We start from the raw sequence: 14,190 nt of genomic DNA, 5'->3' as shown, positions 1-14,190 counted from the left end.
CTCATGGTGGTATGCAATGTTCGGTGGCGGTAAGTGCCCGCTGTGAGGGTTCAGAACGGGCACTTACCGCTGTTTTGGTGGGGGTGGGTGTCAGTCCGAGCTGAGGCGGAGCATGACCTTGCTGCTGCCGGCCGCGGGGTCCGCGGCCGTTTGCATGGCTTGCGCCGCGTCCTCGATGGCGAACTTGTGGGTGATGATGGGCGAGACGTCCAGGCCGTCCTTCATGGCCTGCAAGGCATCGGTGATTTCATCCACGAACCTGTAGGACCCGATCCAGGTGATTTCCCGGGTGACCAGGTCCCCCAGCGCGGAGGCCGCAGGGGTGCCGGGCAGGTTGCCCACCTGGACGACGGTGCCGCCGCGGGCCGTGGCGCGCAGGACTCCGCCCAGGACTGCGGGGATGCCGGTGGCCTCGAAGACGAGCTCCATGTCCGTGGGAAGTGCCCCGTGCGAGACGTTCAGTACCTCGTCGGCGCCCATGGCCTTGGCAATCCGCAGAGACGCGTCGCTGATGTCGGTGGCAATCACGGTCCGGGCTCCGGCGTACTTGGCGGCCGCCGTGACCAGCGACCCGATGGGCCCGGCACCGTTGACCAGCACGTCCCGGCCTTGCAGGCTGCCGGCGCGGCTGACGGCATGCATGGCGACGGCGAGCGGCTCCGCCAGTGCCCCACGGAGGGTGTCCACCCCGTCCGGAAGCGGCCGGACCTGGAATGCCTTGGCGAGTTTCCGTTCGCTGAACCCACCGTCGGTGTGGGGGTCGAACGCCGCCGAGCCGAAGTAGCGGATCTGCGGGTAGAGGTTGGTCCGGCCCCGGAGCCGCTCCGGCAGCGCGCCGTCCCCCACCAGTTCGGCGGGATGCACCGTGACGGGCTGGCCCACTTCGAGATGTTCGACGCCGGCGCCCAGCTTGGCGATCCGGCCCGCCACCTCGTGCCCCAGGACGAGCGGTGACTTCAGCGCCGCGGTACCCGACGCTCCGTGGCGCCAGTACGAAAGGTCGCTGCCGCAAATGCCGCCCCATTCGACGTCGAGCACTACCTCTCCGGGCCCGGCGACGGGCTCGGGCCGGTCATCGATGCGGAGGTCGTTGGCACCGTGGACGACGACTGCCTTCATACTGCGTCCTCCAGGCGGACCATGTCGCGGCCGCGGACCTCGGGGCCAACAGCTGCGGAGACCAGGGTGATCAGCGAGTAGCCGATGACCATGGCGGCGAGCGGCCACCAGTGTCCGGTGACTGCGGTAAGCGTTGCCGCCAGCAGCGGGCCGATGGCTGTGGCCAGGATGCCGCCGATCTCCTTGGCGAGCGCCAGTTGCGTGAAGCGGGTGCGGGCACCGAAGAACTCGGCCATGGTGACGCTTTCCATGGCGAAGAGGCTCAGCACGCCCAGGTTCAGGCCGATGACCATGGCGATGGTGATAAGCGCCGAATTGCCGCTGGTGATCATGAGCATCATCGGGATGGCGTAGAGGGCAGTGAGGGCGCTGAGCACCAGGTACAGGGGGCGGCGGCCGAAGCGGTCACCAAGGAGGCCAATCAAGGGGATGGTGACGAAGCCGAGGATCGAGCCGTACATGATCGCGTTGGTGCCCACGCTCTTGTCCGTCATCAGGACGGTGGCCAGGTAGCCCACCAGGAAGGTCTGCACCAGTCCGGAGTTGCCGGCCTGGCCAAAGCGCAGGCCCAGTGCGATCAGGAACGCCTTGCCCTTCTTCTGGTGCAGGGCAGCTTCGATGGTGCTGGTTCCCGCGAGTTCGGGGGCCTTTGCGGCTGCGCTCTTGATCTTGTCCTTGGTGAGTGCCACGCCGTCAACCACGTCGGCACGCTGTTCGAAGACCGGGCTTTCCTTGATGGAGCGGCGGATCCAGACGGCGAACAGCATGATCACGAAGCTGGCAAGGAACGGGACGCGCCAGCCCCAGCTCAGCAGGTCCTCCTGCGAAAGGGAACTGACCAGGATGGCCCACAATGCCGAGGCGCCCAGGGTTCCGGAGTTGGTGCCCAGGCAGACCAGGGAAGAGATGATGCCGCGTCGGCGAGCCGAAGCGAACTCCGCCAGCATCACCGTGGCACCCGCGATTTCCGCGCCGGCCCCGAAACCCTGGATGAGGCGCAGGGCCACCAGGAGGATGGGTGCCCAGATGCCCACCATGGCGTAGGTGGGAAGTACGCCGATCAGGGTGGTGGAGGCACCCATCAGGGCGATGGTGATGTACAGGACCTTCTTGCGGCCGATGCGGTCGCCCATGCGGCCGAAGTAGACAGCACCGAAGAGGCGGGCAACGTACCCCACGCCGTAGGTGGCCATCGCGGCGATCAGGCCGATGACGGGGCTGACGTCCGGGAAGAAGATCTTGTTGAAGACGATGGCGGCTGCCAGGGAGTACAGCTGGAAGTCCATGAATTCCATGGCCGTGCCAAGCCAGCCGGAGACGGCCACCTTTGCGAGGTCGCGGGTGTTCCGGGCTTCAACCTTGCTGCTGGTAGGCGGTGCAATGCTTTCGGTCATCAGTTGCTCCTTTGCAGGTGATGCTGTCTAGGGGGAGGAAAAACGTTGAAGGGGATTGAACAGCGGAAAGCTGTGGACTGCCCGGCCGGGCCCCTCGGATGGGCATCAGTGAACCGGCAGCACTTCGATTTCTACTACCATACAAGCACTACCATTCTAGTGTGTCAACGGGCTAGACTAATGGCATGGCAACGGACAAAAGAGGTGCTTCCCCCCGGCTTTCGGTGCGCGACCAAACCCTCGAGACGCTCCGCAGCAGGATCATCTCGCTGCAACTCCCGCCGGGCGAGCCCCTATCCGAGAACGAGCTGGCGCAGGAGCTGGGCGTCAGCCGCACGCCGGTACGCGAGAGCCTCATCCTGCTCCGCGAGGAAGGACTGGTGCAGGTCTTTCCCCAGATCGGCTCGTTCGTCTCGCTGGTGGACCTGGCGCGGGTCTCCGAAGCGCAGTTCATCCGCGAAGCCATCGAGTGCGCGTCGCTCCGGGATCTCGCCGTGGACGCGGAAGGCATCGGCGTCCTGCGGGGTATTCTCAAGGCGCAGTCGGATGCTGACGCCAGCGGCGACGTGGAGGAATTCTTCCGGCTGGACGAGGATTTCCACCGGGAACTCCTGCGCCTGGCCGGACACGAATCCGCCTGGAGTGCGGTCAACTCCGCCAAGGCACACCTGGACCGGGCGCGCCGGATGAGCCTGCTGGACACCCGGCCCGTTTCCACCTTGATCGAGCAGCACACGGCCGTGGTGGACGCACTGGAAGCCAACGACCTTTCCGATGCGGACAGCCGCCTGCGCCTTCACCTTCGCGCCGTCTTCGAGGACGTCCAGCGCATCCAGGAATCCACCCCGGAGCTGTTCTCCGACGCGGCTGCCCGGCGTCCTTCACGGCGGAGCGTTGCCCGCCTGACTTAACGGGCGTCCCACGCCGTTTCCTCCCGGATCAAGAAACCCATTCCACTGACCCGGCATCTGTTTGTCAGTCCCTCTTGCTAGGTTTGATTCCAGGCCAGGGAAACCGTCTCCGGGCCCGCAAACAGTTGGGGAGGCCCCGTGTTTCTGCTGGACGCTGCCGGTCATCATGCCGGATCCGCTGCGCCGCCGGACCTGGTCTTCTCCGCCAGCGACCTTGTGGCAGCTTCCGAGTGTGAGTACCGCACGCTGCGAATCCTGGACGAAAAGCTGGGGCGTACTCCCAAGGCAGAGTTCCCGGTCGATGAGATGCAGAAGCGCGCCGGCGAACTGGGCGACCGGCATGAACAGACCGTGCTGGCCAGCCTGGTGGCCAAGTACGGCCAATGGGACGCGGGCCGCGGGTCCGGCGTCTACTCACTGGACCGCGGCCAAAACCTCCGGGGCGAGCTTCAGGCGAAACACGCAGAGACCGAACTTGCCCTGCGGTCCGGGGCGGACGTCGTGTTCCAGGCCACCTTCTTCGACGGCGAGTTCCTTGGTTACGCGGATTTCCTGGTCAATGAGGCGGCAGGCACCGGGAACCCCGGCCGGTACGAGGTCTGGGACACCAAACTTGCCCGGCACGCCAAGGTGGGGGCCCTGCTGCAGCTGGCTGCCTACGGCGACCAGCTCCTCGGGATGGGGCTGGATCCCTCCCCCGCCGTCACGCTGGTCCTCGGCACCCGCGTCGGCGACGATTGGCTGCGGAGCAGCCATTCCCTGCCGGACCTGCTGCCCGTTTTCCGTGAACGACGGCGGCGCTTCCGCCAACTCACAGCCACCCACCGGGCGGCCGATGGTCCCGTCCAGTGGCAGCAGCCCGGCGTCGTGCATTGCGGGCGCTGCGACTACTGCGCCGAGCAGGTGAAGTTGCACAGGGATCTGCTGATGGTGGCGGGCATGTCCGTGGTCCAGCGACGGAAACTTCATGCTGCGAAGATCACCAGCATCGATGAACTGGCAGCCATGCCGGCCGGCGAAGCCAGGAACTCCGTGGCCCGGCTCCGCGCCCAGGCGAGGATGCAGCTGGGCCTGGACCAGCCCGCAGGCTCGAGGACATTTACCAAGGATGGCCAGCCGCACACGGTCTCCTACACGGTCCTTCCGGACAACACCATCGGATCGCTGCCCGCCCCCAGTGCCGGGGACATCTTCTTCGACTTCGAGGGCGATCCGCTGTGGCAGGACCCGGCCACCGGCGCGTGGGGCATTGAATACCTCTTTGGCGTCATCGAGGCCCCGGTGCCTGGTGCGGAAGGCGATCCCGTCTTCCGCCCGTTCTGGGCGCACTCCCGTTCCGGGGAGCGCCGCGCCTTCCTGGACTTCCTGGACTACGTGGAGAAGCGGCGCGCCCGGTACCCGGACATGCACGTTTACCACTACGCCCCGTACGAAAAGACCGCGCTGCGGAACCTTTCGCTTGCGCACCAGGCGGGCGAGGACACGGTGGATGACTGGCTCCGGCAGGGGCTGCTGGTGGACCTGTACGCCACGGTGCGGCATTCCCTTCGGATCTCGGAGGCGTCGTACTCCATCAAGAAGCTTGAACCGCTGTACATGGGAGACAACCTCCGGTCCGGGGACGTCAAGGACGCCGGCGCTTCGGTGGTTGCCTACGCCGCCTATTGTGCCGCCCGCGATGAAGGGCGGCAGGACGAGGCCGACACCATCCTGGCGTCGATTTCCGACTACAACCGGTACGACTGCCTCTCCACCCTTCGGCTGCGTGACTGGTTGCTTCGAATCGCTTCCGTGGCCCCTGCGGACGCCCAAGCGTCAGGGGACGCCCCTGCGGTGGCTGCTTTGACCGTTGCTCCCCCGACAGATCCCGCAGTCGACGGACGCCAGGATGCGCAGGACGAAACCGCCGAAGAACGTCGGCTCCGCGAGTATCTTGCCGGCCTGCCGGACAACCGCCCGTGGACTGACGACGAGCGTGCCATCGCCATGGTTGCGGCAGCCACCGGATATCACCGGCGTGAGCGCAAGCAGTTCTGGTGGCAACACTTCGACCGGGTCGAGGCGCCGCTGGAAAACTGGTCCGACCAACGGAACGTGTTCGTTGTATCGTCAGCGGAAGTCGTCTCGGACTGGGCGTTGGCCAAGCCCCGGGAACGGATGCAAACCCGCGTCCTGAAGCTCCGAGGCACCATGACGGAGGGCTCCGATTTCCGCGCCGACTCCAACTGGTGCCGGCTGTACGACGCCCCGGGACCTGATGGCATGACCGCCCCGGACGCTGCCCCGGGGACCAGGGCCTACTCCTTCGGGACCAGGATCAGCGAACTGGAGCCGGCACCGGACAGCCCGGAACACTTCGTGACCATTGCCGAGCGGGAGACCGGCAAAGTTCGCGCCTATCCGCACCTTCCGGTGGCACTCACGGAGGACCAGCCCCTGGCCACCGCCAGCATTGAAGCAGCCATCGCGGACATCGCCAGCGCTGTCGGGGCTTCGGTGCCGTCCCTCCCCGCGCAACCGGGCCTGGACATCCTGCGCAAGTTGCCGCCGCGGTTCCACTCGCTGCCAGGGCCGGCGGACGTCCGGCATGGCGACGATGGTTCAGCCGATTACGCGGGGGCCATCACCGAATCTTTGCGGGACCTGGACCACTCCTATCTGGCCGTCCAGGGTCCGCCAGGGACAGGCAAGACCTACGTTGGTGCCCACGTCATCGGCAGGCTGGTGGCCGAGGGCTGGAAGGTCGGGGTGGTTGCCCAGTCCCACAACGTGGTGGAAAACCTGCTCTGCCGGGCAATCGAAACCGGCGGAGTGGACCCCCAGGTGGTGGGCAAGAAACTGGCCGCACCCCATCCTGTCCCCTGGAACCTCACCTCAGAAGGCGACGTGTCCCGCCTGCTGGCATCCCCGGGCGGATGCCTGGTGGGCGGCACCGCGTGGACCATGACCGGCAAGGAAGTCCCCGCCGGGTCCCTCGATCTCCTGGTCATTGACGAGGCCGGGCAGTTCTCGCTGGCCAACACCCTGGCGGTCAGCGTCGCGGGTACGCGGCTGCTCCTGCTGGGCGACCCCCAGCAGCTCCCGCAAGTCACCCAGGGCGCGCACCCGGAACCAGTGGACCAGTCCGCGCTTGGCTGGCTCGCGGCCGGCCACGCCACCCTTCCCGTAAGCCTGGGCTACTTCCTCGCCGATACCTGGCGGATGCATCCGGACCTGTGCCGGGCAGTGTCGAACCTCGGCTACGAGGGAAGGCTGGCATCGGCTCCGGCCGCGTCCCTTCGCGAACTGGAGGTCCTGGCGCCCGGGGTGGAGACGGTGTTCGTCAACCACACCGGCAACGCCACCGCGTCAAAAGAAGAAGCTACAGAAGTGGTAAGCCAGGCCCGCCGGCACCTGGGCCTGAAATGGACCTGCGGCCCGGACACCGAATCCCGCCCCCTCGGGCAGCAGGACCTGCTGGTGGTGGCCGCCTACAACGCCCAGGTCCACCTGATCCGCAGGCACCTGGCGGAGGCCGGACTGCCCGATGTCCGGGTGGGCACCGTGGACAAGTTCCAGGGCCAGGAAGCTCCCGTAGTGCTGGTCTCCATGGCATGCTCGGCCGTCTCAGAGGCTCCGCGGGGAGCGGAGTTCCTGCTCAACCGGAACCGCATCAACGTGGCGGTGTCCCGCGGCCAGTGGCGCGCGGTCATCATCCGTTCCCCCGACCTCACCAGCTACATGCCGCACAAGCCCGCGGGGCTGGAGGAACTCGGGGCCTTCATCGGGCTTAGTCCGCGGGATTAGTGCGGGACAGGCCCCCTGACGGCGCCGCGGGAACGTCGCTGCCGCGGGAGCGACTCAGTGCGCCCGGAAGCCGCGGAATTGACCGGAGGCTTCGGATATCGATGCCTCCACGTTGTCCACCCGGCCCGGCGTGCGGCCGGATTTGAGCCACTCCAGGAGCTGGCGCACCTTCGGCTCGGGCCCCTCGGCCACCACGGAAACCGAACCGTCGTCGAGGTTCTTCACTTCGCCGGAAAGTCCAAGGTCCTCAGCCTGGCCCATGGTCCGGAAGCGGAAGCCCACAGCCTGCACCATGCCGGACACGCGCGCGTCCAGCCGGATATTGGCCTGCGCCGGGTTTTCCTGCGCGGGCCCTGCGTGCCTACCCATGGTGGACCTCCTCGTCCGCAGCTTGCCGTCCCGGCCGGGCCGCGCTACCTGTCACCGTTGTTTGGAAACGACAGTCAGCGCGGCCCGGCCGGGCGGATGCATCCCTTAGTTGATGGTGATGTCGCGGGTGGCGTGGTTGTAGCGGATGGTCACCTTGCCGCCGGCGTGGTGCAACTCGTGGTTGGGACCGTCGAACGTGCCGAAGGCACCGTAGTTCTCAGTCCAGGATCGGTTGAGGGCGATCTTGAAGGTGTAGAACCCGGCGGGAAGCTCGGCGCTCTTCTTCCACAGCTGGTCCAGGAAATCGAATTCCATCTGCGCTTCGTCGTACTGCGGTGCCCAGTTCTCCGGGGCACCCAGGATGGTGTTGAAGTCACCAGCCAAGGCCACAGCTTCGGGCTGCGGAAGGGTTTCAACGTCCGGGCCCTCGAACGGCTCGGTGGCGGCGGAGGTCTCGGCAGCGGGGGCTGCTGCTGCCTTGTCCTTGGCCGAAGCCTTGCCCTTGCGTACTGCCTTCACTACGGGTTCGACGGCGTCTTCGATCGCCTTGGCTGCCTTGCCCACCGCCGAGGCGGCCTTCTTCGCGGGAGCCTTCCTGGCGGTCTTCTTCGGAGCCTCCTCCTTGGCCGGAACCTCCAGCGTCGCCGCGGCGGCGGAGACCGGGCGGACAAAGCCTTCGGGAGCCGTGGGAACGGGAGTATCGGCAGGGACGGGAGTGCCGGCGTCGAGCGCTGCGGCGAAGGAATCAGCGTCGGGGAAGGCGACGGTAGCGCGCATGCCGTCCTCGGTGATGGTCCAGCCCGAGCGGCCCTTGATCAGCCAGCCGGCCTTGACCAGCTTGGCGGTGGCGGAGGTGAGGGTCTTGTGGCCGCGCGGGATTCCGCCGCTGAGAAGTTCTGCCTCATGCTCGTTGAACGGCACGCGGGCAGTTGCTTCCGCCAGGACCTGGCCTGCATTCAGTGCATCGCCGGACCACACGCCTTCGGTCAGGACATCGAGCACGGTCTTGAGTCGAAGGTAGGTGTTTTCTGCGGTGGACTTGGCCATGATTCCCCTTATATAAAAGCGATCGGTCTTAGGCATCTTGCCAACAGCCCATTAAATCGCGCGACTTTAATTGGTAAATTCTGCGTGTCGTGACCGACTATGAAGCGGATTGTGCCGCAAGTGAGGCGGAGGTCTCGGGTAAGGGCTGTCTGCATAACCCTCAAGTGCTGGCATGGATGCTGCCCTGCACTCCCCAGACACGCCTGCGGCACTTAGTTTACCGGGCAGAAAGACCGGCTGTTGCCCCCGACACAGCAGCGGTCAGTCGGACACTTCCCTGCCGTTCAATTCCGCCAGCAGCTCCGCTTTCCGCTCCTCTGACGCGAACGAGGAATGGATGGAGTTCGCTGCGAGGCGTGCCCTGTCGAAATCAGAGAGTTCAAACACCGAAGTCAGCTGCGCAAAGTTGTCATCCACGTAGCCGCCGAAGTAGGCGGGATCGTCTGAGTTGACCGAGACGTTGAGTCCGGCGGCCAGCATCGCGGGCAACGGATGGTCGGCCAGGGTGTCTACGGCACGGAGCCGGACGTTGGACAGGGGACAGACCGTCAGGGGAATGCGTTCGTCCACCAGGCGCTCCACCAGGTCGGGGTCATCCATGCAGCGGATCCCGTGGTCGATCCGCTCCACGCCCAGGAGGTCCAGGGCTTCGATGATGTACGACGCCGGGCCCTCCTCCCCCGCGTGCGCCGTCAACCGCAGGCCTGCTTCACGCGCCTTCGCGTACAGCCGCTCAAACTTGGACGGCGGGTTTCCCACTTCGGCCGAATCCAGGCCGATGGCACCGATGGGCGCATTCATGGCCAGCAGCCGGCCGAGGACTTCCAGCGCGGAGTCCTCCGGCAGGTCCCGGAGGAATGCCGCGATCAGGATGGTGGAGATACCGTAGTCCTCCTCCGAGGTCTCCAGCACCGATGCCACACCCCTGACGCACGCCTCAAGGGGAATGCCGCGGGAGAGGTGCGCCTGCGGGTCCATCATGATTTCCGCGTGCCGGACCCCGGCGGCAGCAGCCCGCTCCAGGTAGGCCCGGGTCATGTCCGCAAAGTCCTGCTCGGTTCGCAGCACCGCCATGTTGGCGTAGTAGAGGTCAAGGAAGGACTGCAGATCCGTGAACTCATACTTCTCGCGGAGTTCGTCCAGACCGGAATACGGCAGCGCAATACCGTTGCGCTCGGCCAAGGCAAAGATGAGCTCGGGCTGCAGCGTGCCCTCGATGTGCAGGTGCAGTTCTGCCACCGGGAGGGGCTTGGCAGGGGCTGCGGGTTCCGCAGGGTCCGTTTCGGCTTCGGGCATGGTGCTGCCGCCGGCAAAGTTGTCCATCCGGTCAGGATAGTGCCCCTCCCGGTTTTGCGCCTGCCCGGGACTTCGACGCCTTAAAGACCGCCGGCTCCCCGCAGATGCACTGCACCTACCCGACACCCCTGCTGGAATCTCGATTTGATAACGCCAAAGCGATGTCCTAGCGTGAAATGCATGCCCGCCCGGCGGGCTCTTTGATTGCCCGGTGCTGCCTCCACCAGAACTGCCCAGCGGCAGCCACCGACAGTGACCTCTATTTGTCAGGGGCGGGCAGTGGCGCGACGATCTCCGGGGACGGAACCAGCGCTGGTGGCCTTCAGGAGCATCACCATCATGAAAAACACCAAATTCCGTACTGCCGCACGCCGTGGAGTCACCCTGGCCGCCGTCTCCGCGGCAGGTTTGGCCCTCTCAGCCACGGCGGCCAACGCAGCCACCCCGACCTCCACCTGGGATGCACTCGCCCAGTGCGAGAGCGGCGGCAATTGGTCCATCAACACCGGTAACGGCTTCTCCGGCGGCCTGCAGTTTACCTCCAGCACCTGGGCCGCTTACGGCGGAACCGGCTCCCCCGCGGATGCCAGCCGTGAACAGCAGATCGCGGTAGCGGAGCGGGTCCAGGCCTCCCAGGGTTGGGGTGCCTGGCCCTCCTGCGCGTCCCAGCTCGGCCTGAGCGGTGGCGGCGGAGCCCCGGTCCAGAGCGCGCCCGTCCAGGCTGCTCCCACGCAGAGCGTCCAAGTTCAAAGTGCCCCGGCTCAAAGTGCTCCGGTTAAGCAGGCACCGGCGCCGCGGCATGCTACGTCGGTTGCCCTTAGCGGCGAGACCTACACGCTGCAGGCCGGGGATACCCTGAGCATTGTTGCCGACAAGCTGGGCATCCAGGGCGGCTGGCAGCATCTTGCCGACGCCAACCTGGACACTATTTCGGATCCGAACCTCGTGTTCGAGGGACAGGTTATCCAGCTTCCCGCGTAACGCCTGAGGCGGCATCACCAGCGGCCCCCTGGCCGCCCGCCTTTTGGAAGGCGACACAGACAGGTCGGCGATAGACAAATTCCGTTGACCAAAAGACGACGCCGGCACACCCCCACAAGGGATGTGCCGGCGTCGTTCTTTTAATTCCCGGGCCGCTGCCGGAGTCGGCAGGGAACCGCCGGTCAGCTGGCCGGCAGTTCGCGGACGATCCGCACCTTCCAGGCGGAGTCGTCGCTGGTGTCCAGCAGGGCAACCGTGCCGTGCGCAAGGTTCAGGGCGACACGCTTGACGGCCAGCAACTCCAGGTAGAGGTGCTCGTTCATGCGGCTGGGGGTGTCGATCATGTATTTCACGGCGTCGCGCACCTTGCGGTAGTTGGCGCTGCGTTCGCGGTGCATGTGCAGTTCCAGGGCGGAGCGCTGCTTGAGCCGCGGTTCGTGCCGGTTGAGCAGCGTCACTGCTGCGTGGACCGCAACGACCAGGGCGAGTGAGACTCCGTAGATCCACACGCCGCTGGACAGCAGGAACAGGGGCAGGTTGCCAATGGCCACAAGCGCGATGACCACGCGAAGGGCGGCGATCCGCCGGACCGTCCTGGCCACGGTGGCCATGCCGTCGCGGAACCGGTGCTGGTCCTTGCGCGCGGCGGCGGGATCGATGGTGAACTCGTCGAGGACCAGGATTCCCTGGGCTTCCGGGGCCAGCATCTGCCCGAAACGGGGCAGGGCGGTGCGGGCGTGGGCGACTGCTTTGTCAGGTGTAGATGTCATGAGAGAGCTTCCGAAACGCGGTTGGGGTTGCGGTGATCTTAGTGGTTTAACCTGAACGTCGTATGCATGCGTCCACTATTTGGACATTAACCTCTCCGCGATGTGGCCGTTGGCACAGCAATTGGCACTTCCGCCGGGGACCGTCAGACTGAATAGATGCAAACCTTCCTCCCGTACCCTGACTTCCGCCAAAGCGCCAAAGCCCTGGACACTGCACGGCTGGGCAAGCAGCGGGTTGAAGCGCTGCAGACCCTCCGCGCCCTGGTGATTCCCGGGTACGGTTGGCAGACCCACCCCGCGATCCGCATGTGGATGGGCCACGTGCCGGCCCTCACCATGTATGGGCTGGCGATGGTGGACGAATGGATCGAACGTGGCCACCCGGACAACACCCGGGCGAACATCGCCGAGTTTGCGCCGCAGGCTGCCCATCCTGACTACGCCGCCAAGATCATCCTGCCGCCCTGGCTCGGGGACCCCGACTTCCACCTGAGCCACCGTTCCAAGCTGGTGCACAAGGAACCGAAGTTCTACACGTCCGTTTTCCCGGACGCCATTCCGGACATGGACTACGTCTGGCCCGAACCCCGGCACGAATTCCTGCCGCAGGAACCGGAGGGGGACATTCTCTGGATCCTGCGGGAGCCGCATGACGACGTCGACCCCCAGTCGCTCGGGACCGTTGCGCTTCCGCCGGTGAACCGGAGCGCTGCTGCCGCGGCCGCGATGTCGGCCGGAGATGACGGTTACTCCCCTGTCTACGTGGACGACGGGTCCCGCCGGCCGTCACGGGCGCCCAAGAAGGCGCCCCCGAAGCCTCAGGAGAAGAAGCCCACCCGCAAGCGCGCGGCGCAGGAGGAGGCGTTCCGGACCCTCCCGGGGAAGACGCCGGTTGCGGTTCCGTTCGAGAACGGAGCCAGGTTCGCCGTGGGACAGGTCGTGGGGCGCCCCATCACCCTCGATGACGGCCGCTTTGGCAGGAATTTCGAGGTCATGGAGATCATTGACCGCTCCGCGTTCGCGTACCCGGCGCTGTTGCAGGATCCGCGCGTGTTCTTCCCGGTTGAGGCGCCGTAGGCCGTGACGATTCTTTTGGCAGGGTGCGGCGACCTGGGTACCGAAGCGGGGCTCAGGTTCGCTGCGTCGGGGCACAGGGTTGTGGGCTGGCGCCGGTCCCCTGCGAAGCTTCCGGCAGCCATTGAAGGTGCTGCGGCGGACCTGGGCTCGCCCGAACTGCCGCCAGTCCCTGCGGACACCACCGCCGTCGTCATTGCCGTCGCTGCCGATTCCCCCTCGGAAGAGGCATACCGGACGGCGTATGTACGTGGTGTGGCACATGTCCTGGATGCGCTCGAGCGTGACGGCGTGCACCCGGACCGGGTGTTATTTGTTTCCTCCACGGCCGTCTACGGCGATGCGGGTGGCGGCTGGGTGGACGAATCCACGGCGCCGGATCCGGGCGGCTTCTCCGGACGGGTGCTGGTGGAAGCCGAGGATCTCCTGCACAACAGGCTTGCGGGAACCGGGACCACCGGTATTGCGCTCAGGTTGGGAGGCATCTACGGGCCGGACCGGACGCGCCTGATTGACCAGGTGAAGACAGGCTCGGCCGTGGTTCCCGAGGACGTGCGCTACACCAACCGGATCCACCGTGACGATGCAGCGGCCGCCATTGTGCACCTTGCCACCATGGAGGCTGCGCCCGCGCCGGCATATATCGGCGTGGATGATGAGCCGGCCGAGCTGGGTTCCGTGTTGCGGTTCCTTGCAGCCGAACTTGGGCTTCCAAAACCCCGGGTGGGTGACGCCGGTCCCGCTCGTGGAGGCAACAAGCGTTGCCGTAACCACCTGCTCCGAAGCACCGGGTTCACCTTCACGTTTCCCACGTTCCGGGAAGGGTACAGGGACGTCATAGCAGGGAACGGCATCCGCCATCCGTGACGAAGGCCGCCGTCCAATGGGTTACAGCCAGGTTGGCCGCGGGATGCCTGGCCCGAGCTAAGGCGGGGCATGGAATTTCGGCAGGTCATTGAGGCAGTTGGGCAGCTTGTCGACTTTGCGGGAGTCGCGGTGATGGTGATCGGGGCCGTGGTGTCCCTCCCGCTGGCGATCCGTGGCCATCAGCCGCACCAGCTTCCACCGGGGGCCGGGAAGCTGGGTTTCTACCGGTCCTACCGCCAGTTGCTGGGCCGGTCCATCCTGCTGGGCCTTGAACTGCTCGTCGCCGCCGACATCATCCGCACCGTTGCCGTCACACCCACGTTCGCCAGCGTTGGGGTGCTGGCCATCATCGTGCTGATCAGGACGTTCCTCAGCTTCTCCCTGGAATTGGAAATCACGGGGCGCTGGCCCTGGCAAAAGGAGCCGGCAGCGGCCCGTACCGGCTCCGCCGCCGCCCCACGCTGAGCACCCGGGGTTGGGTTTTCCACATAGGGGTTTTGGGGGCTCTTGATTGTCGGTGGTGGCTGGCAGAGTTGGGTTATGGAGGCCATTGGGGAGCAGCTGGACGGGCCGTTC

At 66.1% G+C, this 14,190-nt stretch carries 12 protein-coding genes; 6 read left to right on the top strand and 6 right to left on the bottom strand.

Annotated elements, in window-relative coordinates:
- Positions 1 to 90 precede the first annotated feature (90 nt).
- Positions 91 to 1,119: an L-idonate 5-dehydrogenase gene (locus ASG79_RS06175; protein WP_056389340.1), complete on the bottom strand. Its 1,029-nt coding sequence runs from the start codon at positions 1,117 to 1,119 to the stop codon at positions 91 to 93.
- Positions 1,116 to 2,513 carry an MFS transporter gene (locus ASG79_RS06170; protein WP_018771388.1) on the bottom strand — a complete coding sequence of 466 codons (1,398 nt, stop codon included), beginning with the start codon at positions 2,511 to 2,513 and terminating at the stop codon, positions 1,116 to 1,118. The genes ASG79_RS06175 and ASG79_RS06170 overlap by 4 nt, the downstream gene beginning before the upstream one ends.
- Before the next feature lie 185 nt (positions 2,514 to 2,698).
- Here ASG79_RS06170 and ASG79_RS06165 point away from each other — a divergent pair, with 185 nt between their 5' ends.
- Positions 2,699 to 3,424: a GntR family transcriptional regulator gene (locus ASG79_RS06165; RefSeq protein WP_056389338.1), complete on the top strand. Its 726-nt coding sequence runs from the start codon at positions 2,699 to 2,701 to the stop codon at positions 3,422 to 3,424.
- 138 nt (positions 3,425 to 3,562) lie between these two features.
- Entirely contained in the window at positions 3,563 to 7,210 is a 3,648-nt protein-coding gene (locus tag ASG79_RS06160) for a TM0106 family RecB-like putative nuclease (protein WP_056389335.1), read from the top strand.
- A gap of 54 nt (positions 7,211 to 7,264) precedes the next feature.
- Here the strand turns inward: ASG79_RS06160 and ASG79_RS06155 are convergent, their stop codons facing one another.
- The 3 genes from ASG79_RS06155 to ASG79_RS06145 all read right to left on the bottom strand — a co-directional run bounded on the left by ASG79_RS06155 (position 7,265) and on the right by ASG79_RS06145 (position 9,949).
- Positions 7,265 to 7,579, bottom strand: coding sequence for an acylphosphatase (locus ASG79_RS06155; RefSeq protein WP_056389332.1), 315 nt, complete (start codon positions 7,577 to 7,579; stop codon positions 7,265 to 7,267).
- Between the two features lie 105 nt (positions 7,580 to 7,684).
- Entirely contained in the window at positions 7,685 to 8,626 is a 942-nt protein-coding gene (locus tag ASG79_RS06150; RefSeq protein ID WP_018771393.1) for a glycosidase, read from the bottom strand.
- Between the two features lie 261 nt (positions 8,627 to 8,887).
- Positions 8,888 to 9,949, bottom strand: a complete 1,062-nt coding sequence (locus ASG79_RS06145; RefSeq protein ID WP_414730904.1) for an adenosine deaminase — start codon at positions 9,947 to 9,949, stop codon at positions 8,888 to 8,890.
- Positions 9,950 to 10,261: 312 nt separating this feature from the next.
- On the opposite strand from ASG79_RS06145, the gene ASG79_RS06140 reads away from it, so the two are divergent.
- Complete coding sequence (locus ASG79_RS06140) at positions 10,262 to 10,903, top strand: transglycosylase family protein (RefSeq protein WP_056389450.1); 642 nt, start codon at positions 10,262 to 10,264, stop codon at positions 10,901 to 10,903.
- Between the two features lie 182 nt (positions 10,904 to 11,085).
- Here the strand turns inward: ASG79_RS06140 and ASG79_RS06135 are convergent, their stop codons facing one another.
- On the bottom strand, positions 11,086 to 11,673 hold the full coding sequence (locus ASG79_RS06135) for a hypothetical protein (protein ID WP_018771396.1): 588 nt from the start codon (positions 11,671 to 11,673) through the stop codon (positions 11,086 to 11,088).
- A gap of 156 nt (positions 11,674 to 11,829) precedes the next feature.
- On the opposite strand from ASG79_RS06135, the gene ASG79_RS06130 reads away from it, so the two are divergent.
- From ASG79_RS06130 to ASG79_RS06120, 3 genes are all read left to right on the top strand, one after another.
- On the top strand, positions 11,830 to 12,750 hold the full coding sequence (locus tag ASG79_RS06130; RefSeq protein WP_056389329.1) for an MSMEG_6728 family protein: 921 nt from the start codon (positions 11,830 to 11,832) through the stop codon (positions 12,748 to 12,750).
- A 3-nt stretch (positions 12,751 to 12,753) separates the two neighbouring features.
- Positions 12,754 to 13,614, top strand: a complete 861-nt coding sequence (locus ASG79_RS06125; RefSeq protein ID WP_056389326.1) for an SDR family oxidoreductase — start codon at positions 12,754 to 12,756, stop codon at positions 13,612 to 13,614.
- Between the two features lie 69 nt (positions 13,615 to 13,683).
- Entirely contained in the window at positions 13,684 to 14,079 is a 396-nt protein-coding gene (locus ASG79_RS06120) for a DUF1622 domain-containing protein (RefSeq protein ID WP_018771399.1), read from the top strand.
- The last annotated feature ends 111 nt before the right edge of the window (positions 14,080 to 14,190 follow it).

The sequence above is a fragment of the Arthrobacter sp. Soil761 genome (genome assembly GCF_001428325.1).
GTDB lineage: Bacteria > Actinomycetota > Actinomycetes > Actinomycetales > Micrococcaceae > Arthrobacter.
The sequence above is the reverse complement of the archived record's forward strand: the minus strand, read 5'-3'. Positions and strand labels throughout refer to the sequence as shown.

Excerpts from the sequence above, each read along its gene's own strand:
- ASG79_RS06175 (WP_056389340.1), bottom strand. The coding sequence starts at position 1,119 with ATGAAGGCAGTCGTCGTCCACGGTGCCAACGACCTCCGCATCGATGAC.
- ASG79_RS06145 (WP_414730904.1), bottom strand. The coding sequence starts at position 9,949 with ATGGACAACTTTGCCGGCGGCAGCACCATGCCCGAAGCCGAAACGGAC.
- ASG79_RS06135 (WP_018771396.1), bottom strand. The coding sequence starts at position 11,673 with ATGACATCTACACCTGACAAAGCAGTCGCCCACGCCCGCACCGCCCTG.
- ASG79_RS06170 (WP_018771388.1), bottom strand. The coding sequence starts at position 2,513 with ATGACCGAAAGCATTGCACCGCCTACCAGCAGCAAGGTTGAAGCCCGG.
- ASG79_RS06150 (WP_018771393.1), bottom strand. The coding sequence starts at position 8,626 with ATGGCCAAGTCCACCGCAGAAAACACCTACCTTCGACTCAAGACCGTG.
- ASG79_RS06120 (WP_018771399.1), top strand. The coding sequence starts at position 13,684 with ATGGAATTTCGGCAGGTCATTGAGGCAGTTGGGCAGCTTGTCGACTTT.
- ASG79_RS06140 (WP_056389450.1), top strand. The coding sequence starts at position 10,262 with ATGAAAAACACCAAATTCCGTACTGCCGCACGCCGTGGAGTCACCCTG.
- ASG79_RS06165 (WP_056389338.1), top strand. The coding sequence starts at position 2,699 with ATGGCAACGGACAAAAGAGGTGCTTCCCCCCGGCTTTCGGTGCGCGAC.
- ASG79_RS06130 (WP_056389329.1), top strand. The coding sequence starts at position 11,830 with ATGCAAACCTTCCTCCCGTACCCTGACTTCCGCCAAAGCGCCAAAGCC.
- ASG79_RS06155 (WP_056389332.1), bottom strand. The coding sequence starts at position 7,579 with ATGGGTAGGCACGCAGGGCCCGCGCAGGAAAACCCGGCGCAGGCCAAT.